Origin of the sequence: Flavobacterium sp. NLM (assembly GCF_002210235.1) — a bacterium.
Lineage (GTDB): Bacteria > Bacteroidota > Bacteroidia > Flavobacteriales > Flavobacteriaceae > Flavobacterium > Flavobacterium panici.
Map to the genome: position 1 here is coordinate 118,437 of NZ_LIAC01000015.1, position 25,113 is coordinate 143,549.

Sequence of the window (25,113 nt, forward strand, 5' to 3'; positions counted from 1 at the left end):
TATTATAAAGTCTTTTTCATGCAGACGCTGTTATCCATCTTTTCGTAAGGCGGATAATTTGGAATGATTGTGTAACCTAATTTTTGGTACAAATTTATGGCTTCGGGTTGGTTTTTTCCAGTTTCGAGAATCGTGTAAGTATAGCCGACTTCTTTAGCCCAAATTTCTAATTCGGCTAAAACTTTTGAAGCAATTCCTTTTTTGCGATAATCAGGATGAACATACATTCGTTTGATTTCGGTTTTGTCGCTTTCTTTTTCGCGAAAAGCACCACAGCCAACCGCAATTCCATTTTCATAATAAACAATCGTATGTTTTATTTTATCGGTTTTATTAAACTGATTGTAAAACGCATGATCTTCTCCGTCTCTAATTGCTAAATCCTGATCTAATAAAGCCACCAGCTTTATAAAATCGGGATCATCTGAATTGGTTCGTTTTAAGTTAATCATCTTCTTGTTTTATAATTGTTTTTATTCATAACCTTTTCCGGTAAACCAATCGAAACCTTCAATGTTTTTGTATTCAACAGGTATTGAATTTAATATTCTTATGTCTTTTTTATTTTTACTGTAAGCTTCTTTTTTTGAAATAATTATTTTCCCGGTTTTTCTGTCTTCTTTGTCAGTTTCATAGTAAACATATTCTAAAGTATCGACTGCTTCACCGTTCCATTTATATTTATAAATTGCTGTATGTCCAGGATGACCATATTCAACTCCTCGTATTATTTTTTCTTTAGGAGAAAAAGTAGGATTTATGAATTCAAAATCTTTCGAAAATGTTTTTTTATCCTTTCTAAACAAATAAATATTGCTGAAGGCTTTTAGGCAGCATCCAGTTGCGCCATACCAATTAACAACAAAATCTTTCAAACCGTCACCATTAATGTCTTTTATTGTGTCATCCATATAAGTCATAGCCCACTCTTTGTGAGAAAGAACTTTTACGAATTTATTTCCATCTTTCGAATAAATATCGATATATACATTATTTGGCTCTAACCTTCGGATAATGAGATGAGGATTGTTTTTTGCAAAATAGCAATCTATATTTATTTCAACTTCAACGTCATATTCATTATCAGGTCTAACTTTGTATTTCTTTTGGAATTTCTTTTTGTTAATTTCCTGAGTGGCAATTTTCAAAGCATCAAATAGAATTTTATCTAATTTTAAACTATCTATCTTTTCCTGTTTTTCAATTTCAGCTCTTTTCTCTAAACGTTCTTTTTCTTTTTGCTCAAATGTTTTTGTAACAGGTTGTTTTTTTTCTGGCAGTTTATTTTTCTTTTCATTATTATGTCCACAAGATAATACTAGCACTATAAACAATGTTATTATGCAAATCTTTGTTTTCATCTTTTCACTGCAAGTTTTGAGATCGATATTTTATTTCAATTTTGCTTTCTTTTGTTTAGCTAATTGCTTTTTGGTTTCAATTGCTTTATCCAATCGGTTTTTAAAACGGAAAAGTTTTGGTAACCCTTCCAGTCGGTCTTCGATTGTAATTTCTTCATAAACCACAATAGCTTTTTCTAAAACCCTGATTTCGTTGTCGAGATCGTTTTGGTTTTTGTAGATTGTTGCTAATCTATCGTAAGGGTGATTTCCTTTAAAGCTTTCTGCGACATTTTCCTCATATAATTCAATTGCTTTTTCAAGATTTCCGGTTTTTTCGAACTCAGCTCCTTTTAAGTTGCGTTCGGCCTGCAAATTTTCATTGATTTCCATAAGTAAGAGTTTGATTTGGGGTTAAACTTCTTCTGATTTTTTCCCAAAATCTTTCGGGAAAATTAAAAAACGTGATAAAATAAGACCTGGAATTGTCGCTATAAAAACCCAGATAAAGAAGTTTTGATAGCCTAAAAATTGTTGTATAAAACCGCTCAACATTCCCGGAAGCATCATTCCTAATGCCATAAATCCGGTTGCAAGTGCATAATGTGCTGTTTTTGATTCTCCTTCGGCAACATGAATTAAAAACATCATAAAACCTGTAAATCCAAAACCATATCCAAATTGTTCCAAAATTACGGTAATACAAGTATAAAGATTTAATGGCGAATTTATTTCAAAAAAGTATAAATTTATATGAAGATGAAAAAGTTCCTGCGGCTGAAAATGAGCAAGTCCAATAAAACCAAGTATTGGCAGATGCATAGCCAAAAACATAGGAAGCATCCATTTAGTAAGACCGTGTTTTGAAATGGCAATTCCGCCTAAAATTCCGCCAATTGTTAAGGCAAAAATACCCAAAGTTCCATAAATAATCCCAACAGATTCAGTAGTTAAGCTCATCCCGCCAACTTCTTTTCCGTCTAATAAAAATGGGCTTAACATTTTAAGCAATTGTGATTCTCCTAATCTGAAAACCAGAATAAAAGCTAACACTAAACCGATTTGTTTTTTCTTGAAGAAACTTGCAAATATAGAACCGAAATTTTGATGATGATCTTTATTATCTGCTGCAACATTTATTTCATTTCTTGGAGTAAAAACAAAATTATAAATCGTTATAAAAGTCATTAATAAACCAACGCCAATCATTGTATACGACCATGCTTTGGTATTATCACCATATTTTTGTTCCAGATATCCTGCTAAAAGCACAATTAATCCGTTGCCGGCAAGCATTGAAAGCCTATAGAAAGTACTTCTGATTCCGAGGAAAAAAGACTGTTGATTTTCAGGTAAAACCAATAAATAAAATCCATCACTGGCAATATCATTTGAAGCCGAAGCAAAAGCAGCAACCCAGAAAATTGCTAATGTCATCATGAAAAATCCATTGGTAGGAATTGTAAATCCGACCAATAAAAAAGCAATCGAAATCAATAACTGCATCGATAAAAACCATTTTCTTTTGGTTCCGTTTAATTCAATAAAAGGACTCCAAAGCGGTTTTATAACCCACGGTAAGTATAATAAACTGGTGTAAACGCCAATATCTTCATTTGAAATACCTAAATTTTTGTACATAATTACCGAAACTGAGATAATTACGGCGTAAGGTAATCCAGACGCAAAATTAAGAAGTGGAATCCAGAACCAGGGTTTATTATCTGTTTTCATTAGGCTGAGCAGGTGAATAGATTTTAAAATTCTTTTTTAAGTCGGCAGCAGTTGGGGTGCTTTCGTTTGCAAAATAATCAATAAATGTTACAGCGCAAGCTTTATACATATCGATTTTTTCTGCGGGAATAGAAAATGATATAACGCCGTCTTTTTCAACAGCTCTTACTTTGTCGATGATTTTTTCGGCATCGTTTGTATTTATCTTTGAAATATGCTCTCCGCCATAAATTACAATATAACGCACTTTTGTATTCAGCGGATTTTTGATGCTGAAAGAATATTTTATGGTGTCTTTTGCAAAATCTGTAATAACCGGCGTATCAATAATAATACGTTTTAAATTTGGAACCGCGGCAGGAAGCGCAGGAAAACGGTATTGATTGTCTTCCAGAAGACGAACAAGATCTAAGTTTTTGTTCATGAACCATTTTGCGCTGAAATAAGCACTTCCGGAAACATTTTTAGTACTTCTGGCAAAATCAATCTGGGTTGGGATTTCGCTGACGTAGTTCCAGCTTTTATCGCCATCGACCCTAATTTTATAAGAAGCATGACCAATATAAACAGCTGTATTATTGGAGTTTTCTGCCCACCATTTTACTAATTTTGAATAAGAAGCTCTAGGATTATACATGCTCCAATACAATTGAGGCAAGATATAATCTATCCATTTTTGATCCATCCATAAAAGCGGATCTGCATATAAATCGTCGTAATTTGCAGTTGACTGCGTTTCTGAACCTTTTGGGTCAACAGATTTATTTCGCCAAACCCCAAAAGGACTAATTCCGAACTGAACCCACGGTTTGCTTTCTTTTATAGTTGTTGAAATGGTGTGTACAAAGTTGCTCACGTTGGCACGACGCCAATCTGCTAGACTTAAACCTGAACCATATTTTTTGTACGAAGCCGAGTCATTAAAAACTTTTCCGGGAACGGCGTATGGATAAAAATAATCATCAAAATGAATCGCATCGATATCGTATTTATCAACGACTTCTTTCACGACTTTTGTTAAATGTGACTGAACTTCTGGCAATGCAGGATCGTAATAATATTTTCCGCCGTATTCGATCATCCATTCCGGATGTTTAAAAACGTCGTGATTTGGACTTAAAAGATTTTTATTTAAATCGAAAGTTGCACGATACGGATTCAGCCATGCGTGAAATTCAAAACCTCTGTTGTGCGCTTCTTCAATCATCCACGCCAAAGTATCATAATACGGATTTGGAGCTACACCTTCTTTTCCTGTCAGGAATCTTGACCAAGGCGCAAGCTCTGTTGGATAAAAAGCATCACCAACACTTCTTATCTGAACGATAACAGCGTTGTAATTTAATTGTTTGTAAGTTTCAAGGATTTCTAAATAATCAGCTTTTTCTTTTTCAACATTATCTGCGGCTGTTTTTGGCCAGTCAATATTTACTACAGTCGCAATCCAAACACCTCTAAATTCATTTTTAGGATGCATTATTTTTTCTTGTGCGTTAGATTTTAATCCAAAGAAAAATATAAGAATGATTGAGTATAGTAAGTGCTGATTTTTATGCATTTTAATCTTTAATTTTAACAAGAACCAAAAATAGTTTGTTTTGCTAGGAATTCAATGAATTCTGCTAAATTTTATTTTAAATGTTTTTTTGCCACGAATTACACAAACTTCCACCAATTTTTTATTCTCAAAGTATTAAAAAATAATTCGTGAAAATTCGTGTAATTTGTGGCAATCTTTTTTTATGGCCACAGATTAAAAGGATTATTTGGATTAATCTTTTTAATCCTTATAATCTGTGGCAAACTTTATTATTTAGTCCGGAAAGGAAATTTTCCCCATTGTTACCGATGGGATTCCTTTTTTTGAACCAAAATTATAATTTCCTCCCGCTACGGTTTCATTGGCCAAAACGGCAAACAAAACGGCTTCTTTTGCATCGCCAGAAATCCCCAGAACATCGCTTTTTTCAAATTTACAAGACAATAATTCTTGTAACCATTTCACCAATAACGGATTTCGTGCGCCTCCGCCAGACATATAAACTGTAAACTCTTCGATTGGTGTTTTAGTATTTTGTACAACAAACAAAACCGCTTCGGCAATTGTCTCGGCGCTAAGGCGTGTTAAAGTCGAAAGCAAATCTGGTGCCGAAATGTTTTCTAAACTTAATTTTACTAAAGCCGAGTTCACAAAATCATGATTGAATAATTCCTGACCAATTGTTTTTGGAAAGCTTTTTTGGAAGAAAACATTGCTTTTTAATTCGCTTAAAAGTTCCTGATTTACAGTTCCGCTTTTAGCGATTTCAGCATCTTTATCATAACTTTTTTCAGGGAAAAACTGTTTGGTAAAAATATCTATTAAAGTATTTGCTGTTCCAGTATCGGTTACAAAAACTTCTTCGGCGTTTTGTGAAGCTGGTAAATAAGTGAAATTTGCGATTCCGCCCATGTTGAGCATAATTCGGCTTTTGTCTTTTTTGCTGAATAATAAATAATCGCCATAAACAGCCAAAGGCGCGCCTTCGCCACCCGCCGCAACGTGTTTTTGCCTGAAATCAGATAAAGTTATAATTCCGGTTTTTACCGCAATATGATCGCCGTCGCCAATTTGTAAAGTCGCATTGGGAAATTTTTCCTGTTGATGCAAAAACTTTGGCGCATGCAAAACTGTTTGTCCGTGCGATGCGATTAGATCCACTTCGCTTGCGGAAATATTCCATTTTGAAAGACAATCATTTATCATTAAGGCATGCAAGTCAGCAATCCATTCGTTTAATAAAACCAAATGCTGAAAATCAATTGTTTTTTTAGCAAACACTTTTCTGATTTCGGTTTTAATGTCTTCGCTGTAATCAATAGTTTCAAATTGTTCGATTTTGACAAGCGTGTTTTCGCCTTCGCCAGAAATTTCACAAAGAGCCAAATCGAGTCCGTCGAGTGAAGTTCCTGACATTAAACCTAGTATTTTTCGGGTCTGTTTTTGAGCGATTTCGTAAAGAGAGCTTATATTTTTATTCATTAAAATGATATTTTAAAAAAGCATTTTATTTGGAAACGCTAAAATGGGATTTTTTACATATAAATATAAGTAAACTTTGAGATTTATTTTTTTGCGTTGCGTATAATTCTTTTTAAACACATAGAGACATAGTTTTTCTTTGTGGGTAAAGGCGTTTCACTTTTTTTAAACAAACATAGAGAAAGGTGTTTTAAAATGAATATAATGACATTGTATTTAATATAGCCAGTGGTTTCAACCACTTTGACACAGAATAATTCACGATGCGTTTCCAGTGGTTAAAACCACTGGCTATGTTTTAAAAGGAATGAGAATATTATGCAGCTATGTGTAAAATCTTGATTTTATTTAATCCTTTTATTCACTCCCAAAAAACTATGTTTCTATGTGTTTAAATAAAAACACAATGCTAAACAAAACTTATTCCCGTTTTTATATATTTGTTTCTAAACTAATTAAAATTTAAACCATGATTATAGTTATTATCCTTTTTGTTTTCATCATAATTGGAGTATTCATTTACAATTCCCTTATCGAAAAAAGAAACCAGGTTACGAATGCTTTTTCTTCTATTGATGTAATGCTGAAAAAACGTTATGATTTGATTCCGAATTTAGTGGAGATTGTAAAACAATATACCAATTACGAACAAAGTACCTTAACTAAAATCGTAGAACTTCGTTCAAGAGCAACTTCAGGTTCTTTAACCGAGGCCGAAAAAGCAAGTTTGGATACTGAACTTAGCTCAGCTGTAAAAGGTTTAATGGTTACGGTTGAAAATTATCCGGACTTAAAAGCCAATACCAATTTCTTAAACTTACAAAGCACTTGGACAGAAAGCGAAGAACAAATCGCGGCTGCCAGAAGAACATACAATGCTTCGGTTACGAGTTACAATAACGCTATTATGATGTTCCCGGGAAATCTGTTTGCCGGAATGCTGAATTATACTAAAATTGATGTTTTAGCAACGGCAGAAGAAGAGCGTAAAAATATTAGTGCAAAAGAACTTTTCAATAATTAATGGATTCAGGAATTAGTAACAATTCAGGCTTGCAGGAGGTTTTGAATACATTAGAAGTTGAAAGAAAAAAGATTGCTGAAACCTATAAAACTACTTACATTTTATTTGGTCTTGCGATTGTATTTATGATAATTGGTTTATTGATTAGATTTCCGACTTTAGGTTTTCTGGGATTTGCCGTTTCTGCCATTACTGGCATCGTAATGCATTTTAGAATTGGCGACGATGTTAAGAAATACAAAATGTCTTATAAAACCAATGTTGTAGGATCTGCATTAAAAAATATCAACGAAAGTTTAACGATAACGCCCCAAAGCGGACTTCCTGAATATGAGTTTAGAAGTTCTGAGCTTTTTACAACGGAATCTGATCGTTATAAAACACAGGATTTAATAAGCGGAACTAACGATAAAACTTCTTTTTGGTTTGCCGAAGTTCACGCCGAATACAAAACCGAAACTAGTACAAAAAACGGAACCCGTACACAATGGCATACCATTTTTAAAGGAATTGTTTTTGTAGCCGATTTCAATAAAAACTTCAATGTTTCGACAGTTGTTCGTCCAAAAGGTTTTGGAGAAGCTTTTGGTTCCTGGTTTTCTAAAAATGTTTTTAGTTTTGGAAATACCGATGTTATCGAATTAGAAAACATCGATTTTAGCAATAAATTTGTAACCTATTCCAGTAACCAAATTGAAGCACGATACATTTTAACGCCTGCCATGATGGAAAGAATTCTGGACTTAAACGGCAAATGCGACGAAACGATTTCGGTTTCGTTTATACATTCTAAAATGTATATTGCTTTTCCGTTGTCTGAAAATTATTTTGAAGCGCCTATTCATTCTTCACTTTTAGATCCCGATTTACTTTCCGGCGATCTTTCGATTGTGAAATTCATGCATGATATTGTTCATGAACTGGATTTGAATACTAGGATTTGGGGGAAGGAGTAGAGAATTATACACCAGATTTAATCAATTAAACTTTAATTTAGAATTAAAAAGTTCAATTTCGTCATATTCATTATGAATTAAAATACCGATAATTTTATCAGGATAAACAGTAATTTTAATTTTTTCAGGTTTAACTAAGATAGGATTTTCTGGTGATGCTTTTATTTTTATTTTTTTTCCTTTCATAGCATTATAGTTCTCTTTGATTCCAAAACACCATTCTAATTCTTCATTATTAGTTATCTCAAATGTTATTTCAAATAGATGCTCAAACTGTTTTTTAACAAAAACAACCCGATCAAAAGATAAATTATTAAATGTACTTTGGGAATTAGCATCGTTTTTTTGTTTAATCCAATTAGGAGGAAACACTATTAATTCAGGTTTTTCTAATTTTATAATTAAGAAATCATTTATGTAGTCGTCTAAATATACTTTAATATTATCTGAAACTGAGTTATAGAAATTTTGAACATTGTACCATGTTTTCTCTTCTCCTTTTTTGTCATAGATATAAACTTCATAAATCAATTTTGGGATGTCTTGTGTGACTTTATTTAATTGAAATATTACACCCTCAATATTTTTGAATTTTTCATTTAATGGGGGAATATTATATTTTTTCTTTTTATTTATATCATTGATTAGGATATCAAATTTTGATGTATTGCTTTTATAATCATTATCAATAAGTCTGTTTAATGTATTGGCAATAAGCTCTCGGTCATTAATTTTAAGCATTTTTAATCCTAAAATAAAGTAATCAAAAGCTTTATATTGAAATGTTATAGGATCAAAAGCTCCCCTCGACTTGGAATAGAACGGAATATTATATTCAACTAAAAAAGGTTGTGAAATTTTTCCTCGGCTATTTTTGCTTACTGTTTTAAAAGAGAGATTTAAAGGCGTTTTAGGAATCTTAATTAATAGAGTGTCTTTTGTAACTAAGTTAAATTTATGAAAGGATTGTTCTTGATGATAACTTGTGGAAAAATTGTAACCACTACATCTAATTTTGGAAGTCAAACTATCTAACCAAATCATTAAATTTTCATCACTTTTAATTAAATGATTGTCGACTTTGTAATCATATAATTCTTCTATTTTTGATTGCGAATTAATAGTAAAACTTGTTAAGATAAAAAGAAGGAATAAATTTATTTTCATTATAAGAATTTATTAGCAGAAAAATAAGAACATTTACTCATTTTAAGCAGTAGAATAGTATAGTTTTTTAAATGGATCAAATATAGAACATATTTATAAATTACTAAATGTTACTTTGTTTAGTTCTGTATTGTCTCCTGCTGGCGAGAGCGTTTCGCTCGTGCGCTCAATCTATTCACTAAAACATTCTAAGTGTTCACGAGCAAGATGCTCGCGCTAGCAGGAGATTGATATTTTTGAGAAAAAATGATTTACAACTTAAGAAAAAGGTTTTCCGTAAAATAGTATTTAAGTTTTAAATGATATTTGATTGATTATTAATTTTTATTAACCAATTAAATTAAAAAGTTATGCAATTTGAAGGAGCTATTATTAAAGAACAAGGTCAAAATTTTGCGATTGTAATTGTTAAATCGCACATATTGAATTCAAGTGAAAGAGATAATGTGGTTAACCAATTTTCAAGATATTTTCCGGGAATGCCAATTATTTTGATGGCGCAAAATTCTAGAGGAATTCCAACATATTATGGACGAACAGATATTGTAAAATTTTTATCTAATCTACAGATGTCTCAAATTCCTTGGAAAAAGTTTACTATCAATTAATGTATTACACGCTAATACTAGCGTCTGTAATGATAAAACAGAAAACCTAAAATCTAGGTTTTCTGTTTTTATACTATTTTAATTTCTATTCCGCTAGCGCGAGCGTCCCGCTCGTGCCCGCACAGAACATCAATTAATATCAATTTCTAAAACAGTCTGATCATTATTTCCATAGTTTCTTGCAGAACTGTATTTCCAATCTATCGGATTAGTAACAAAACCAGTTTCAAGTGGATTATTATGAATATAGTTTAGCTTTTGCTCAAAAACTTTTAGAGACCAAATTTCTATAGGTTGATTATTTTGCTGCCAAAACTGCCTGAATTTTACATTGCTATTTTTCTTTCCAGCTTTTTCAAACATCCATAATATCCATTCCTTTCTACTTTCTTGAGGATTTTCTTCGATTGTTTTAAGCAGTTTTCTTGAAGTAAATCCTTTAAAATCTCTAATCAATCCTGAGGGATCACCATTTCCTGATCTAAAAATTAAATGAATATGACTTGGCATTATACAATATCCATAAATTTCCATTGATTTATGTTTGCGACAATAATCTAGAGATTCAATGATTGCTCCAAAATATTCTTCTCTTGTAAATACATCTATCCAATAAACTGTAGCGAAACTGATAAAATATGCTCCAGTTTTTTCTCCAAATTTATATTTTCTGCTCATTTATTTTTTATCTAATGCTGGAAATACTTTGCGGCACGAGCGGGACGCTCGCGCTAGCGTCTTAAATAATTTTCAAAAATCAAGAAGCTCTCTGCTAGCCTCTGCTAGCGCGAGCGTCCCGCTCGTGCCCGCAAAGTTTATCAATTACTAAAAGAGAAAACCTCGATTTTGAAATCGAGGTTTTTCATTTGAAAATTCTACTCCAAATCCAAATAAGGATTTAAAGTTTCAGCTAATTCATTGAGCCAGTAAAAACTATCTCTTAATTTGGTGATTTCGTTTTGAAGTTCTTCGTGTTCGCTCATAACCCCTAATGCGAGTGTGAAATTTACCTGCCTTAATGTTTTAGCCATTTCTACAGGTTCAATTCTTTCGTTGAAAAAATTCAAAAGCCTGATTTGGGTTTCTTTTGAAATTGTGTTTGCATTCATAATCTTTGTGTTTAGGAAAAGAACCCGCACAGCTAAGGTGTCCTACGCCACAAAGTGCGTTGCAGTTGTTTCCAATACCGCCACCATACCGCACGGGCAAAAGCTTTTTTGATATCATTTTTCTTTGTGTTTAGGATTGTAAAGATATCAAAAAAATATTTTAAGTAAGAAAAAGATTATATTTTTATTGTTTAAAAAGATGAATTAGAAAAAACTAAATCATATATGCATGGTAAATATAAAGCGTTATTTTGAAAAAAGATAAACTCAAATAAATTTCCAAGCAGTTTGTCATTTCGACCGAAGGGAGAAATCACACTCGTAACCACAAAGATTGTCAATTATGTTTGCGTAATTTCTAGTGCGATTTCTCCCTTCGGTCGAAATGACAAGATTGGAGAATCTCTTTGGAAAATAACATTTTAAGATTTAGATTTGAACTGCAAATTATGATAGAAAAAATCTTAACCGACTACATTACATTTATCAGAAGCTTTGAAGCTTTATTAAAAGATAAATACAAACAAGACATAAATCCATGTTCGTTTTCTATTACCTTTTTTAAAAGAGTAGGATCAATTGAAGGAATTGAATATTATTTTCACGGAAGTGGCTGTACTGCTAAAAAAGACGGAATTAGTTATGAATATGATATTTCAGTAAATGAAATTAATTTTTCGCAATGGAAATTCTCGGAATTTATTAGAACTCATCCGGAATACCAAAAATTAAATTATAGTGCTGAGTTTATCGAATTAGAATTGTTTAAGTTTATAAATAAAGGAATTTTAGAATGGTTAACTATAGAAGGATTGGAAGGAAAAGCTTTTGGATGTGTTTTTATGTGTTATAGAGTGGTTCAGGAATCGTTTTTTATTCAATAAATTGCCTTATGAAACCGAGAGTCCTAGCCCTGATGGAAGCGGCATCTCCCGATTTAGAAAAACTAGGCTTTTTAGCCGTAGTTTTTGTTTATCGGGAATATAGCGGACAGCAGGAAATTGCTCCTTATTAAAATTCCAATTTTTAAATTCCAAATTCCAAAAAATAGGATTTACGTTTCCATAAGCCTTCGACTACGCTCAGGATGATAGTAAGGTTTAAAGGCAAGGAAAAAGAAAAACCTTAGACCCTTATTTAAGCACAAACCCGTTTTCCTTTAACGTATTCAAAACCTCGGCGATGATTTTCGAACGGCATTCGGCGCTTTTTCTGTTGGTTCCGGTTTTTACCCAATAACGAATGTTTAGCTGAATAATCGCTCCGGAAATATCAGTAATTACGGCTGCGTCTTCGTGATCTTTTTCGGTTACTTCTTCGTTTCGTTTTAGAACTTCTTTTACGAGTTCTATTGCTTTTCCATAATCAGAACCATATTCGAGACCAACGGTAAAAGTTTGCAGAAGATAACCTTCGCTGTTGTAATTAATGAGCGTATTTTTAATTAAAAGTGCGTTTGGAATATAAATGATTTTAGAATCGCTTTTTACTTCGGTATCGCGCAGGTTGAGGTTGATGACTTCGCCTTTTACGCCGTTGCTTTCGATAATATCGCCAATAGAAAACGGGCGTTTGAAAGCGAGCAGAATTCCGGCAAGGAAATTTTCACCAATATCTTTAAGCGCAAAACCAATTACAAAGGCCGAGATTCCAGCTCCGGCAAGCATACTTTGGGCAATTCCGTCAAGACCAATAATTTTGAACATGAACAAAACCCCAATAATAATTAAAACCGATTTAATTAAACGGGCAATGAAAGTGGCAAGAAGTCGGTCGTGCATTCTGGCTTTGAGTCGGTTTCCTGTAAAAATACCAATTCGGGTTGCAATAAACCACGAAACGAGAATGACAATAATTGCGAGAATAAATTTTGGCGTAAGATCGACAATGCTGTAATAATAGTTTTCTAAATGTTTGAAGACGTCCTGAACGAAATTTTCCATAATTGTAAGGCATAAAAGGTAAAATCTTAAAATTACTTATTTCGCAATTTTGGTGCTTTACAGAATTTGGCTTTAATTTTATAAAATGTTGACGAGCTGTTAAGATAAATCGGCATTTTATACATTTTAAGTAGCTATATTTTTATATTTGTTGTCTCAGTTTTTGAGCAATTATTTTTTAAGAAAAGCACCATTTACATGTTGACCCAATCTCATTTAGAGCAATTAGCCGGCGAACTCGAAGGCACACTTTTATACGATGATCTTCATAAAACACTTTATTCGACAGACGCATCAGTGTATCGGATTCGGCCAAATGCGGTGGCTTTGCCTAAATCGACAGCAGATATCAGCAAATTAATTCGCTTTGCGGCGCAGCATAATATTTCGATTACACCAAGAACGGCCGGAACTTCGCTTGCCGGACAAGCTGTTGGCGACGGACTTGTGGTTGATGTTTCGAAACATTTCACCAAAATATTAGGTTACAATGCCGAGAAAAAAACAGTTACGGTTCAACCCGGCGTTATTCGCGACGAACTGAATTTATTTTTAAAACCGCACGGCGTATTTTTTGCGCCCATTACTTCGACTTCAAACCGAGCGATGATTGGTGGAATGGTGGGAAATAATTCATCCGGAACAACTTCGATTCGATATGGTGTTACGCGTGATAAAATTGCTGAGGTAAAAGCGATTTTAAGCGATGGAACAGAAGTAGCTTTTAGCGAATTGACTTCGGCAGAATTTATCGAGAAAACCAAAGGTGATTCTTTAGAAAATAAAATTTACAAAAGCGTTTATGACGAACTTTCGGTAAAAGAAATTCAGGAAGAAATTATAAAAGAGTTTCCGAAACCGGAAATCCACAGACGAAATACAGGTTACGCCGTTGATATTCTATTAAGATCAGAATTATTTGGCGGAACTGAACCAACAATCAATCTCGGAAAATTACTTTGCGGAAGTGAAGGAACTTTGGCCTTTACTACCGAAATTACTTTAAAAGTCGACGATTTACCGCCAGCGCACAGTATTATGGTCGTTGGACATTATCATACCATTCAGGAATCTTTAGAGTCTGTTGTCGTTGCGATGAAACATCATTTGTACACTTGCGAAATGATCGACGACACGATTTTGGATTGTACTAAAACCAATCGGGAGCATATTAAAAACCGATTCTTTTTGGTTGGAGAACCCAAAGCGATTATGTTGTTTGAAGTGGCTTCGCACACTTTAGAAGATGCAGAAAATCAAGCAAACGCTTTAATTGCTGATTTAGAGAAAAACAATTTTGGTTACGCGCTCGTGAAAATTTACGGAGCCGATATTGATAAAGCAAACGAACTTAGAAAAGCCGGACTCGGACTTTTAGGAAGTATTGTAGGCGACGACAAAGCAGCCGATTCTATTGAAGATACAGCGGTTGAATTAAGCGATTTGCCAGCTTATATTGCAGAGTTTTCGGCGATGATGTTACGCCACGGACAAGAAGCGATTTATTATGCACATGCCGGTGCGGGAGAACTGCATTTGCGTCCGGTTTTGAATTTGAAGAAAACGGAAGATTTAAAATTATTCAGAACCATTGCGACCGAAGTGGCACATTTGGTAAAAAAATACAGAGGTTCGTTAAGCGGTGAACACGGTGACGGAATCGTGCGCGGAGAATTTATTCCGTTTATGATTGGCGATAAGAATTACGAATTGCTGAAAAGAATCAAATTAGCATTTGACCCTAATTCGGTTTTAAATATCGGGAAGATTGTCAACGCTTTGAAAATGGACGAAAACCATCGTGTGATTTCAGGAAGGGTAGAACCGGATATTAAAACGTTTCAGGATTTTTCAGACAGTTTAGGAATTTTGCGTGCCGCCGAAAAATGTAACGGTTCTGGCGATTGCCGAAAAATGCCATCGGCGGGCGGAGCGATGTGTCCGAGTTATCGTGCGACGCGAAACGAGAAAGAAACGACTCGTGCAAGAGCAAACGCTTTAAGAGAATATTTGACGTATTCTGAAAAAGAAAACAAATTTGACCAGAAAGAATTATACGAAGTTTTTGAGTTGTGTGTAAGCTGTAAAGCATGCGCAAGCGAATGTCCGAGTAATGTTGACGTTGCAACTCTAAAAGCGGAATTTTTATACCAATACCAAAAAGCAAACGGATTTTCGACCCGAAGTAAAATTTTTGCCAACAACGCAAAACTGAACAAAATGGGAAGTTTGTTTCCGTCGATTACGAATTTTATTTCGAATCAGGCGCTTGTTAAAAAATCAATGGGAATTGCACCCGAAAGACAAGTTCCATTATTAGCGAAAAAGACTTTCAGAAAATGGTATGAAAATAATAAACCTAAAAACGCAGATTTTCCAAACGGACAATTGTATTTGTTTGTTGATGAATTTACGAATTATTATGATGTAAATATTGGGATTGATGCTTTTGAATTGTTGACGAAATTAGGTTACGAAGTTTTAATTGTAAATCACGAAGAAAGCGGAAGAACGTATCTTTCAAAAGGATTTTTGGAAGAAGCCAAAAAGATTACGGATATAAATATCAATATTTTCAAAGATTTGATTTCGAGCAACGCGCCATTAATAGGTATTGAACCTTCGGCGATTTTGACTTTTAGAGATGAATATTTACGATTGGCATCGGATAAAGAAAGTGCAGAACGAATTTCGCAAAATGCCTTTACGATTGAAGAATTCTTCAAAAAAGAAATCATCAACGGAAAAATAACGCCGGATTCTTTCTCTGAAGAACTGAAAGAAATTAAAATTCACGGACATTGTCACCAAAAGTCACTAAGTTCTGTAGAAGCGACTTTTGCCATGCTGAATCTTCCTAAAAATAATACGGTTACGATTTATAATTCGGGCTGCTGCGGAATGGCGGGTTCTTTTGGATATGAAAAAGAGCATTATAAAGTGAGTATGCAAATGGGAGAAGACACGCTTTTCCCAAAAGTACGTAACACCGCCGAAAACGTAAAAATCGCCGCTGCAGGAACGAGCTGTCGCCATCAAATTTATGACGGAACAAAACGAGAAGCACAACATCCGGTTAGTATTTTGAGGAATTGTTTGCGTTGAGAAATGGCACGCGGATGATACGGATTCACTTCGTGAAAACGTTGATAAACACGGATTTTTTGTTTTATCTTAAGTTTTGCCACAGATTAAAAGGATTAAAAAGATTTTTTCACGCAGATTTGGCGGATTGAGCAGATTTAATTTAAAATTTTTAATCTGTGAAAATCCTTTAATCTGTGGCAGAAAAAAACTTTGTGACTTGGTGACTTTGTGGCGAAAAAAAACTTCAGTAAAAACAAAATCGTTTTATATATTTGAAATAAGGATAATTTTTGCATTATTTGCAAAATAAAACCATAACAACTGAATTAAATTAATTTATAATACAAAACATATATGGCATTTTCAAGTTTATTCCGAAAGAAAACAGTACAGGATATTCTGAAGCAAGTTGCTCAGAATGAATCAGATGGTCATAATGCGCTTGGAAAACATTTGACGACCAAAGATTTAACTGCTTTTGGAATAGCGGCTATTGTTGGAGCAGGAATTTTTAGTACAATTGGAAAAGCCAGTGCAGACGGCGGACCAGCTGTTATTTTCTTGTTCTTATTTACAGCTTTGGCTTGTAGTTTTGCTGCTTTTGCTTACGCCGAATTTGCTTCGATGGTTCCGGTTTCGGGAAGTGCTTATACGTATTCTTATGTAGCTTTTGGAGAAATTATCGCCTGGATTATTGGCTGGGCTTTGATAATGGAATATGCAGTAGGAAACATAACCGTCGCCATATCGTGGAGTGATTATTTTACGGGACTGCTCCAGAGTGGGGGAATTCATTTACCGCAATGGATTCAAATGGATTATTTAACCGCTTCAAACGGTTATAATGATGCCGAAGCTTTAATGCGCGGCGGAAAATCTTTCGAAAATTTAAGTGTCGCTTTACAGCAAGCACACACAGCGTGGACAACTGCGCCAACAATTGGATCTTTTCATTTCGTTACCGATATACCTGCATTATTCATTATTATTTTAATTACAGCTTTGGTTTACAGAGGAATGAAAGAATCTCGTAACGCAAGTAACTTAATGGTTGTGGTAAAACTTTGCGTGGTTCTTTTAGTAATTGCTGTTGGTGTATTTTATGTAGATACAGCAAACTGGGATCCGTTTGCTCCAAATGGAGTTGGAGGGGTTTTAAAAGGAGTTTCTGCGGTATTCTTTGCTTATATTGGTTTTGATGCTATTTCGACAACTGCCGAAGAATGTAAAAATCCGCAGCGCGATTTACCACGCGGAATGATGTGGGCAATTATCATCTGTACGATTTTATATATTGCTATTGCCTTGGTTTTAACCGGAATGGTAAAATATCACGAATTAAATGTTGGAGATCCTCTTGCATTTGTTTTCGATAAATTAGACTTAAAATGGATGTCGGGGATTATTGCAGTTAGTGCAGTAGTGGCGATGGCGAGCGTTTTATTGGTTTTCCAAATGGGACAGCCACGTATCTGGATGAGTATGAGCCGAGATGGTTTGTTACCAAAGAAATTTTCTACTGTTCACCCAAGATTCAAAACGCCATCATTTGCTACAATTGTAACAGGTTTTGTAGTAGCGATTCCAGCTTTATTTTTGAATTTGACAATGGTAACTGATTTATGCAGTATCGGAACTTTATTTGCTTTTGTATTAGTTTGCGCAGGAGTTTTAGTATTGCAAAACAAACCAGATATTCCGAGGGGAAAATTCAAAACACCTTACGTAAATTCAAAATATATTTTACCAGTTTTAATGATCGCAGGATTGTATTACGCTTTTGCTTTCAATAATAAAGCAACAATGGCTTTTATTAATAATGAGCCGCAAATTTATGATGCGACTTCGATCGTAACTTCTTTAGATAAATCAGAATCTGAAAAAGTTTTCAAATACTTAGAAAGTATCGAAGTAAACAATAAAACTGCCGAAACTTCGGATTTAGACCATTTATTAGGACAATATCAAGACGACGATGCAAAATATGCCGAAGTTGTAAAAGGTTTACCAATTGCTGATTCTGCAAAATATGAATCAGGATTTAGTTTATTCAAACACAAAATCCCAATGTGGATATTCTTATTCGTTTTAGTTGGATTAGCTGTTTGGGCTTTCAGAAGAAACTTGTCTTTAATTCCGCTTTTAGGATTAATCTGCTGTCTTTACATGATGGCCGAATTAAGCGTTTGGAACTGGATTTACTTTACAATTTGGTTATTAATTGGACTATTTATTTACTTTACTTACAGTAGAAAAAATAGTAAACTTAATATAGTGAAGATATAAGTTAAGAGTTATAAATTATAAATGGAAATCGTTCTGAAAATAATCTTCAGAACGATTTTTTTATGTAAATATTCTTACTTTTTCTAAAGCTTTTTTCATAGGTTTGCGCTTAGTAAATTTTAAATTTAATTTTTTTATAAATGAGTTTTCTTGATAAAGTATTGGGTAAAAAAGAATCTCCAATAAAGTCTTATAGTGATTTCTGGAATTGGTTTTTAAAGAATGAAAAAGAATTTTTTAAAATTGTTCAAGAAGAACAAAATATTCACAAAGGTTTCCTTGATAAACTGGCACCAAAACTAAACGAAATCCACGATGGAATTTATTTTCTAACCGGAATGTTTGATGATCAAACTGCTGAACTTATTCTAACCCCGGATGGAGCCATTAGAAATATTTATGCTATAGAAGAATTGGTCAACGATGCTCCTCAAATTAACGGCTGGAGATTCACAGCACTTAAACCAGCATCAGATATTAAAGATGTAAGTATAAATTATGAAGGTTTTGACTTTAATAAAGATAATTTAAAATTTTATCCTAACCTTCATAAAAACTATCCGGATGAAATTGATTTGACCATCGTTTACGACCATTTTACAGAAGATAAAAAACAAATGCTGACAAATGGTGTTTATATTTTTCTTGATAATTATTTAGGAGAATTGCATTCTGTTACTTTAATTGATAATATGAAAGTAGTAGGATCAAATGAAATTTTGGAAGAATTAATTCCAATTGAAAAATTAAAAGATTATCTAATCTGGAGAGAAAAAGAATTTGTTGAAAAATATGAAGGGATACGACACAATACAGAAAAAGATAACTATTCGGGTTTTGAGTCAAGTACAAAAGACGGAGGAGTTGTTATAGGATTAATGAATGCTGATCTTTTACAATGGGATAATAAAGCATCCCATCCATGGATGTTTATTATAACAATCCCATTTGACGGTAGTAATAGTAACGGGATGCCAGACAAAGAAACATATCAGTTATTAAATGAAATTGAAGATCAAATAGTGTTAGAACTTAAGGATTTGGAAGGCTATTTAAATGTAGGTAGAGAAACATTGGCAAACAAAAGAGAAATCTTTTTTGCCTGCAAAGATTTTCGAAAACCTTCAAAAATAGCAGATGAATTAATTAAAAAATACAGCGGTTCTTTCGATATAAATTACGAAATATACAAAGACAAATACTGGCAGTCTTTTAGATATTATGAGCAGAAGTAATTTTTTATAGCCACGAATTCACGAATTAACTATTAAAAATTCGTGAATTCGCGGCGAAAAAAAATCTAAAAAACAATCAGTGTAAACCCGTTAAACCTGTAAAACCCGTGGGCTGGAAAGTTTCAAAATCCCAAGCTCAACCATACATTGCTTCATCATTTCGTAAGTACGATCAATATCATTATCCAAACCAATAGAAAAACGAATCAAACCATCTGTCAATCCCATTTCGTATTGTTCTTCTAACGGGATTTCACTAGAAGTTGAGGTTCCCGGTGCGCTGAATAAAGTTTTATAAAAACCTAAACTTACCGCCAAATAACCCAAATTTCTGGCTTGCATCAATTCCATTAATTCATTGGCTTTCTCCAAAGTACCAACATCAATCGTAAGCATTCCCCCAAAACCATATTCAGGATTAATCATCGTTTTGTACAATTCATGACTTGGGTGACTTTTTAATCCCGGATAAACCGTTTTTAATCCATCTTTCTCAAATTTATCAGCCAAAACATGTGCGTTATGACTGTGCTGTTTAATTCTGATATGAAGCGTACGAAGATTTTTCATCACACTTGCCGAACGTAAACTATCCATTGTTGGTCCCAAAAGCATACTTGCGCCAGAATTTACATTTTTCAACGAATTAATAAATTCTTTCGATGCACAAGTTACACCGCCAACAGTATCGCTGCTTCCGTTAATATATTTTGTTAAACTGTGAATCACGATATCAGCACCCAATTTCGCAGGAGAAACTGATAATGGCGAAAACGTATTATCAACAACCAATTTCAAATTATGCCTTTTGGCAATTTTAGCCAAACCAGCAATATCAGCAACCTCAAGTAACGGATTACTAACCGTTTCACAATACAAAACTTTCGTATTTGGCGTAATTGCAGCTTCTACAACATCCAGTTTTGTAATGTCCACAAAGCTCGTTTCAATCCCGAATCTTGGTGTAAAGTTTTTCAGGAAAGCGTAAGTTCCGCCATAAATAGTTCGGCTTGAAACAATGTGATCGTCTGCACCGCAAAGCTGTAATAAAGTAGGTGTAATAGCTCCCATTCCCGAAGCCGAAACATTTGCTGTTTCTGTTCCTTCCATCGCTGCCAAAGCCTGATCCAAATATAAATTACTTGGCGACGAATGACGGGAATACAAATAACAGCCTTCCATATTTCCTTCAAAAGTATCAAACATAGTTTTCGCCGAAAGAAAAGTATAAGTCGAAGAATCAGAAATCGACGGATTCACACCGCCAAATTCACCAAAGTACTGCAAATCCTGAATTTTATCTGCTGGGTTAAAGTTTTTCATATAGTTAGTTTTTGTTTTGTTTCAAGTTTCAGGTTTCAGGTTTCAAGTTCCAACAACCTGAAACTTGAAACATGAAACATTTTTTTTAGGAGCTATTCCAGCTTTACGTTTCAAGTCCTCGTAAAAAAGTCAAAGTTTCTAATGTTCTAAAAAGAGCTTCCGTTGGTCGCTTTTTTTAAACAAGAAACTTGTGCCTTTTTTCCTCCGGGCTTTCCACTTCAATCTGGGCTAGGACTCTCGTTTTCAAAAGAAATTCTATTCAAAGTAAATTGTAATTAGAAAATTAATCAAGTATGTAGTTATTAATTAGATTTTAAATCTATTAAAATGCGTTTATAATGATTTTTAATCTAAATTTGATTTATAAATCATAATTAAATAGATTTTCTTTCATTTCAGTAACTATGAGGATCAGATTGCTTCGTTCCTCGCAATGATACAAACATGACTTTAGACGAAATCGATAAAAAACTCCTGGTTTTACTTCAAACCGACAGTAAAAAAACAAACAAAGAATTGTCTTTAAAACTCAATCTTTCGGTGACTGCAGTTTACGAACGAATCAAAAAACTTGAACGAGAAGGCATAATTAAAAACTATGCTGCCTTAGTCGACAAATCCAAAATTGAAAAAGGATTTGTAGTTTTCTGCCATTTAAAATTGATTCAGCATACAAAAGAATTCCTAACCAAATTTGAGAGCGAAGTCATCAAACTAAATGAAGTTTTAGAATGCCATCACGTAAGCGGTGATTATGATTATATTCTGAAAGTCTTAGTAAAAGATATGGAAGCTTACAGGGAATTTTTAGTAACCAAACTTACTTCGTTACAGCATATTGGAAGTACACAAAGTATGTTCATGATTAGCGAAGTAAAGAATTCGACGGTGATTTCTTTTTAAGAGGCACAAAGGTTCAGAGTGGCAAAGGTTCAAAGGTTTTTGTAGAGACGTACAGGAGTGCGTCTAACACCCAGTTTGTCATTTCGACTGAAAGGAGAAATCGCACACGAAACTCCGTAAAGCATATTCCAATCTTTGTCGACTCACTAGTGCGATTTCTCCTTTCAGTCGAAATGACATACTTTGTAAAAAAACTTTGCGACTCTGCGTCTTTGCGAGATTTAAAAACAAAACTTTATGTAAATCTTTGTGAACTTTTCGGCTAAATTCATAAACTAGAAACGTTAACAAAATTCAAAGCTAAAAAGGTTTAAATTTGAGTTTAAATAAAAGCCAAATGGAAACTAAAGAATTAAGACGTAAGCTTATAAAGGATTTTGGAAAATTCATTGAAGACGATTCTAAATTAGAAATTTTAGAAAGTGTTTTTGATGCTATAAATCATGACGAAAAGAAATCAATTGTTTCCGATTCTCATTACAATTTAGTTGCCGAAGAGAGAGAAAAATATCTTTCAAATGAAAAAGAAGCAAGTTCTTGGGAAGAAGTAGAACAGCGCTTGAATACTAAATATGGTTTTTAAAATCAAAATTTTACCGTTAGCAGAAAATGAAATTGATGAATCTATTGAATTTTATGAAAGTAGAAGTAAAGGTTTAGGGAAACAATTTCTAATTTATTTAAAATCACACCTCCAAGTTTTAAAAACTCATCCGGAATTATTTGAAATAAAGAAAGAACCAAGTTATCGGGAATTAACCTTGGTAAAATTTCCTTTTGTTATTATATATGAAATTATTAATGATGAAGTTATAATTTATTCTGTTTTTCATACTTCAAGAAATCCTGAAAGAAAACCTTAGGTAGAAGGTGCAAAGTTACTGAGTGACAAAGGTTCAAAGGTTTTTTGTAGAGACGCACAGCAGTACGTCTAACATCCAGTTTGTCATTTCGACTGAAAGGAGAAATCGCACACGAAACTCCGTAAAGCATATTCCAATCTTTGTCGACTCACTAGTGCGATTTCTCCTTTCAGTCGAAATGACAAACTTTGTAAAAAAACTTTGCGCCTCTGCGTCTTTGCGAGATTAAAAAAAAGCAAAAAACTTTGTGTCTTTGAGCCTTTGTGGCAGAAAACCACAACCCAAAATTTCACGCAAAAAACATTGAAAATTAAACTTCAAACAGAACTTTATTCCTTAATTTTGTAACCGCTAAAATAAAAACAAATACTATGAGTTCATTTGACGTAGTCATTATAGGTTCAGGTCCTGGCGGATATGTATCAGCAATTCGTTGCGCACAATTAGGTTTCAAAACTGCAATTGTAGAAAAATATACTTCATTAGGCGGAACTTGCCTTAACGTAGGTTGTATTCCTTCAAAAGCATTATTATCTTCTTCACATCATTATGCTGAAATTGCTCATTTCGCAGATCATGGAATCGAGGTTTCTGGTGATGTAAAAATCAATTTAGAGAAAATGATCGCACGCAAACAAGCCGTTGTAGATCAAACCGTAGGTGGAATTAACTACTTAATGGAAAAAAATAAAATTACGGTTTTCAATGGTTTAGGTTCTTTCGTAGACGCAACGCACATTGCAGTTGCAAAAGCTGACGGAACATCAGAAACTATCGAAGCAAAATATACTGTAATCGCTACAGGATCAAAACCATCTTCTTTACCATTCATCAAAATTGATAAAGAAAGAATCATCACTTCTACTGAAGCTTTAGCTTTAAAAGAAGTTCCAAAACACCTAGTTATTATTGGTGGAGGAGTTATCGGAATCGAACTTGGACAAGTTTACCTTCGTTTAGGAGCTCAGGTTTCTGTAGTGGAATTCATGGACAGAATCATTCCTGGAATGGACGGTTCTCTTTCAAAAGAATTAACTAAAGTATTGAAGAAACAAGGAATGAAATTCTACGTTTCTCACAAAGTAAAATCAGTTGAAAGAAACGGCGACGCTGTTACCGTTCAGGCTGAAAATGCAAAAGGAGAAACTATTACTCTTGAAGGAGATTATTCATTAGTTTCTGTTGGTCGTCGTCCTTACACAGACGGATTAAACGCTGACAAAGCCGGAGTTAAAATTTCAGACAGAGGACAAGTTGAAGTAAACGATCATTTACAAACTAATGTTCCAAATATTTATGCAATTGGTGATGTTGTTCGTGGAGCAATGTTGGCACACAAAGCGGAAGAGGAAGGAACAATGGTTGCTGAAATCTTAGCAGGTCAAAAACCACATATCGATTATAACTTAATTCCTGGTGTAGTTTACACTTGGCCAGAAGTTGCTGCAGTTGGACAAACTGAAGAGCAATTGAAAGCTGCAGGAGTGGCGTACAAATCTGGAAGTTTCCCTTTCAAAGCGTTAGGACGTGCAAGAGCAAGTGCTGACTTAGACGGATTTGTAAAAATCCTTGCTGACGAAAAAACAGATGAGGTTTTGGGAGTTCACATGATTGGAGCGCGTACAGCTGATTTAATTGCTGAAGCGGTTACTGCAATGGAATTTAAAGCTTCTGCTGAAGACATTTCAAGAATGAGCCATGCGCATCCAACTTTCGCGGAAGCGGTAAAAGAAGCAGCATTGGCAGCTACTGAAAATAGAGCTATACACGTATAATTTTTTACGTAAATCATATTTTAAACCCGTCTCGTTTTTTAACGAGACGGGTTTTTATTTGGGTTTAAATTTTAGCCTGAAAAAATATAAACTTCAAGAAAAATTTTGTAAATTAGATGTGTAATTCAGATGGTATCTTTATGATAATAAAAAGATTACATCATGAAAAACAAATATATTGCTCCGGTACTATTAGGAGCAGGAATTGCATTCGTTCTTTATTCTTGTGGTTCGACTATTCCTAAAAAAGCGGCTGCTGTTACCAATTTTGATAAGGCAAAGTATTTAGGGAAATGGTTTGAAATTGCACGATTAGATTACAAATGGGAAAGAAACTTAGATAATGTTACCGCCGAATATTCTCTTAACGATAACGGTACCATTAGAGTCGATAATAAGGGCTATGATGTCAAAAAAGACAGATGGGAAGAGAGCATCGGGAAAGCCAAGTTTGTCAAAAAAGACAATGTTGGTATGCTCAAGGTCTCATTTTTTGGTCCTTTTTATTCAGGGTATAATGTTATTGCGGTAGACAGCGATTACAAATATGCACTTGTTGCGGGCGAAAGCCTAAAATACATGTGGATACTTTCAAGAGAAACTACAATGCCAGAAAGCATTAAAGCAGATTTTTTAATCAAAGCCCAGGAAATAGGATATAATATATCAGACTTGGTTTGGGTAAACCACGATAAATCAAATTAAATAAAAAACCCGGCATTTTAAATGTCGGGTTTT

Annotated in this window: 24 protein-coding genes; 13 read left to right on the forward strand and 11 right to left on the reverse strand. The window is 33.9% G+C overall.

Annotated elements, in window-relative coordinates; all coding sequences use genetic code 11:
* Nucleotides 1-2: 2 nt before the first annotated feature.
* From APR43_RS18330 to APR43_RS18355, 6 genes are all read right to left on the reverse strand, one after another.
* On the reverse strand, nucleotides 3-452 hold the full coding sequence (locus APR43_RS18330; RefSeq protein ID WP_053471123.1) for a GNAT family N-acetyltransferase: 450 nt from the start codon (nucleotides 450-452) through the stop codon (nucleotides 3-5).
* A gap of 21 nt (nucleotides 453-473) precedes the next feature.
* Nucleotides 474-1,361 (reverse strand): XAC2610-related protein, encoded by an 888-nt coding sequence (locus APR43_RS18335; protein WP_123924565.1) that lies wholly within the window; start codon nucleotides 1,359-1,361, stop codon nucleotides 474-476.
* 30 nt (nucleotides 1,362-1,391) lie between these two features.
* A complete protein-coding gene (locus APR43_RS18340; protein ID WP_053471121.1) occupies nucleotides 1,392-1,733 on the reverse strand; it encodes a hypothetical protein in 342 nt (113 codons plus the stop codon).
* A 21-nt stretch (nucleotides 1,734-1,754) separates the two neighbouring features.
* Nucleotides 1,755-3,074 carry an MFS transporter gene (locus APR43_RS18345; protein WP_053471120.1) on the reverse strand — a complete coding sequence of 440 codons (1,320 nt, stop codon included), beginning with the start codon at nucleotides 3,072-3,074 and terminating at the stop codon, nucleotides 1,755-1,757.
* Nucleotides 3,061-4,632, reverse strand: a complete 1,572-nt coding sequence (locus APR43_RS18350; RefSeq protein WP_053471119.1) for a glycoside hydrolase family 10 protein — start codon at nucleotides 4,630-4,632, stop codon at nucleotides 3,061-3,063. The genes APR43_RS18345 and APR43_RS18350 overlap by 14 nt, the downstream gene beginning before the upstream one ends.
* A 255-nt stretch (nucleotides 4,633-4,887) precedes the next feature.
* A complete protein-coding gene (locus APR43_RS18355; RefSeq protein ID WP_053471118.1) occupies nucleotides 4,888-6,096 on the reverse strand; it encodes an anhydro-N-acetylmuramic acid kinase in 1,209 nt (402 codons plus the stop codon).
* Between the two features lie 469 nt (nucleotides 6,097-6,565).
* On the opposite strand from APR43_RS18355, the gene APR43_RS18360 reads away from it, so the two are divergent.
* Together APR43_RS18360 and APR43_RS18365 are read left to right on the forward strand one after the other, a co-directional pair.
* Nucleotides 6,566-7,120 carry a LemA family protein gene (locus tag APR43_RS18360; RefSeq protein WP_053471117.1) on the forward strand — a complete coding sequence of 185 codons (555 nt, stop codon included), beginning with the start codon at nucleotides 6,566-6,568 and terminating at the stop codon, nucleotides 7,118-7,120.
* Complete coding sequence (locus tag APR43_RS18365; RefSeq protein WP_053471116.1) at nucleotides 7,120-8,076, forward strand: DUF3137 domain-containing protein; 957 nt, start codon at nucleotides 7,120-7,122, stop codon at nucleotides 8,074-8,076. Before APR43_RS18360 ends, APR43_RS18365 begins: the two co-directional genes overlap by 1 nt.
* Before the next feature lie 21 nt (nucleotides 8,077-8,097).
* Here APR43_RS18365 and APR43_RS18370 read toward each other — a convergent pair whose 3' ends face one another.
* On the reverse strand, nucleotides 8,098-9,243 hold the full coding sequence (locus APR43_RS18370) for a hypothetical protein (RefSeq protein WP_053471115.1): 1,146 nt from the start codon (nucleotides 9,241-9,243) through the stop codon (nucleotides 8,098-8,100).
* Between the two features lie 350 nt (nucleotides 9,244-9,593).
* Here APR43_RS18370 and APR43_RS18375 point away from each other — a divergent pair, with 350 nt between their 5' ends.
* Entirely contained in the window at nucleotides 9,594-9,851 is a 258-nt protein-coding gene (locus APR43_RS18375; protein WP_053471114.1) for a hypothetical protein, read from the forward strand.
* A gap of 129 nt (nucleotides 9,852-9,980) precedes the next feature.
* On the opposite strand, the gene APR43_RS18380 is transcribed toward APR43_RS18375, so the two are convergent.
* Together APR43_RS18380 and APR43_RS18385 are read right to left on the reverse strand one after the other, a co-directional pair.
* A complete protein-coding gene (locus APR43_RS18380) occupies nucleotides 9,981-10,529 on the reverse strand; it encodes an REP-associated tyrosine transposase (RefSeq protein ID WP_053471113.1) in 549 nt (182 codons plus the stop codon).
* Between the two features lie 197 nt (nucleotides 10,530-10,726).
* The gene (locus APR43_RS18385) at nucleotides 10,727-10,960 is read right to left on the reverse strand and encodes a hypothetical protein (protein ID WP_053471112.1); all 234 of its coding nucleotides are present in this window, start codon (nucleotides 10,958-10,960) and stop codon (nucleotides 10,727-10,729) included.
* Between the two features lie 449 nt (nucleotides 10,961-11,409).
* Here APR43_RS18385 and APR43_RS18390 point away from each other — a divergent pair, with 449 nt between their 5' ends.
* Nucleotides 11,410-11,844 carry a DUF6896 domain-containing protein gene (locus APR43_RS18390; RefSeq protein WP_053471111.1) on the forward strand — a complete coding sequence of 145 codons (435 nt, stop codon included), beginning with the start codon at nucleotides 11,410-11,412 and terminating at the stop codon, nucleotides 11,842-11,844.
* Between the two features lie 8 nt (nucleotides 11,845-11,852).
* Nucleotides 11,853-11,975 carry a hypothetical protein gene (locus tag APR43_RS24745; RefSeq protein ID WP_256379789.1) on the forward strand — a complete coding sequence of 41 codons (123 nt, stop codon included), beginning with the start codon at nucleotides 11,853-11,855 and terminating at the stop codon, nucleotides 11,973-11,975.
* 118 nt (nucleotides 11,976-12,093) lie between these two features.
* On the opposite strand, the gene APR43_RS18395 is transcribed toward APR43_RS24745, so the two are convergent.
* Nucleotides 12,094-12,903 (reverse strand): mechanosensitive ion channel family protein, encoded by an 810-nt coding sequence (locus tag APR43_RS18395; protein WP_053471110.1) that lies wholly within the window; start codon nucleotides 12,901-12,903, stop codon nucleotides 12,094-12,096.
* A gap of 198 nt (nucleotides 12,904-13,101) precedes the next feature.
* On the opposite strand from APR43_RS18395, the gene APR43_RS18400 reads away from it, so the two are divergent.
* The 3 genes from APR43_RS18400 to APR43_RS18415 all read left to right on the forward strand — a co-directional run bounded on the left by APR43_RS18400 (nucleotide 13,102) and on the right by APR43_RS18415 (nucleotide 19,511).
* Nucleotides 13,102-16,008 (forward strand): FAD-binding and (Fe-S)-binding domain-containing protein, encoded by a 2,907-nt coding sequence (locus tag APR43_RS18400; protein ID WP_053471109.1) that lies wholly within the window; start codon nucleotides 13,102-13,104, stop codon nucleotides 16,006-16,008.
* A 336-nt stretch (nucleotides 16,009-16,344) separates the two neighbouring features.
* A complete protein-coding gene (locus tag APR43_RS18410; protein ID WP_053471107.1) occupies nucleotides 16,345-18,276 on the forward strand; it encodes an amino acid permease in 1,932 nt (643 codons plus the stop codon).
* 140 nt (nucleotides 18,277-18,416) lie between these two features.
* Nucleotides 18,417-19,511, forward strand: coding sequence for a DUF695 domain-containing protein (locus tag APR43_RS18415; RefSeq protein WP_053471106.1), 1,095 nt, complete (start codon nucleotides 18,417-18,419; stop codon nucleotides 19,509-19,511).
* A 90-nt stretch (nucleotides 19,512-19,601) separates the two neighbouring features.
* Here the strand turns inward: APR43_RS18415 and APR43_RS18420 are convergent, their stop codons facing one another.
* Nucleotides 19,602-20,834 (reverse strand): aminotransferase class I/II-fold pyridoxal phosphate-dependent enzyme, encoded by a 1,233-nt coding sequence (locus APR43_RS18420; protein ID WP_053471105.1) that lies wholly within the window; start codon nucleotides 20,832-20,834, stop codon nucleotides 19,602-19,604.
* Nucleotides 20,835-21,278: 444 nt separating this feature from the next.
* Here APR43_RS18420 and APR43_RS18425 point away from each other — a divergent pair, with 444 nt between their 5' ends.
* From APR43_RS18425 to APR43_RS18445, 5 genes are all read left to right on the forward strand, one after another.
* Nucleotides 21,279-21,737, forward strand: a complete 459-nt coding sequence (locus APR43_RS18425) for an Lrp/AsnC family transcriptional regulator (RefSeq protein ID WP_053471104.1) — start codon at nucleotides 21,279-21,281, stop codon at nucleotides 21,735-21,737.
* A 337-nt stretch (nucleotides 21,738-22,074) separates the two neighbouring features.
* Nucleotides 22,075-22,320 (forward strand): hypothetical protein, encoded by a 246-nt coding sequence (locus tag APR43_RS18430; RefSeq protein WP_053471103.1) that lies wholly within the window; start codon nucleotides 22,075-22,077, stop codon nucleotides 22,318-22,320.
* Entirely contained in the window at nucleotides 22,310-22,600 is a 291-nt protein-coding gene (locus APR43_RS18435) for a type II toxin-antitoxin system RelE/ParE family toxin (protein ID WP_053471102.1), read from the forward strand. Before APR43_RS18430 ends, APR43_RS18435 begins: the two co-directional genes overlap by 11 nt.
* A gap of 371 nt (nucleotides 22,601-22,971) precedes the next feature.
* Complete coding sequence (gene lpdA, locus APR43_RS18440) at nucleotides 22,972-24,375, forward strand: dihydrolipoyl dehydrogenase (RefSeq protein ID WP_053471101.1); 1,404 nt, start codon at nucleotides 22,972-22,974, stop codon at nucleotides 24,373-24,375.
* A 162-nt stretch (nucleotides 24,376-24,537) separates the two neighbouring features.
* A complete protein-coding gene (locus tag APR43_RS18445; RefSeq protein ID WP_053471100.1) occupies nucleotides 24,538-25,080 on the forward strand; it encodes a lipocalin family protein in 543 nt (180 codons plus the stop codon).
* Nucleotides 25,081-25,113: the final 33 nt, after the last annotated feature.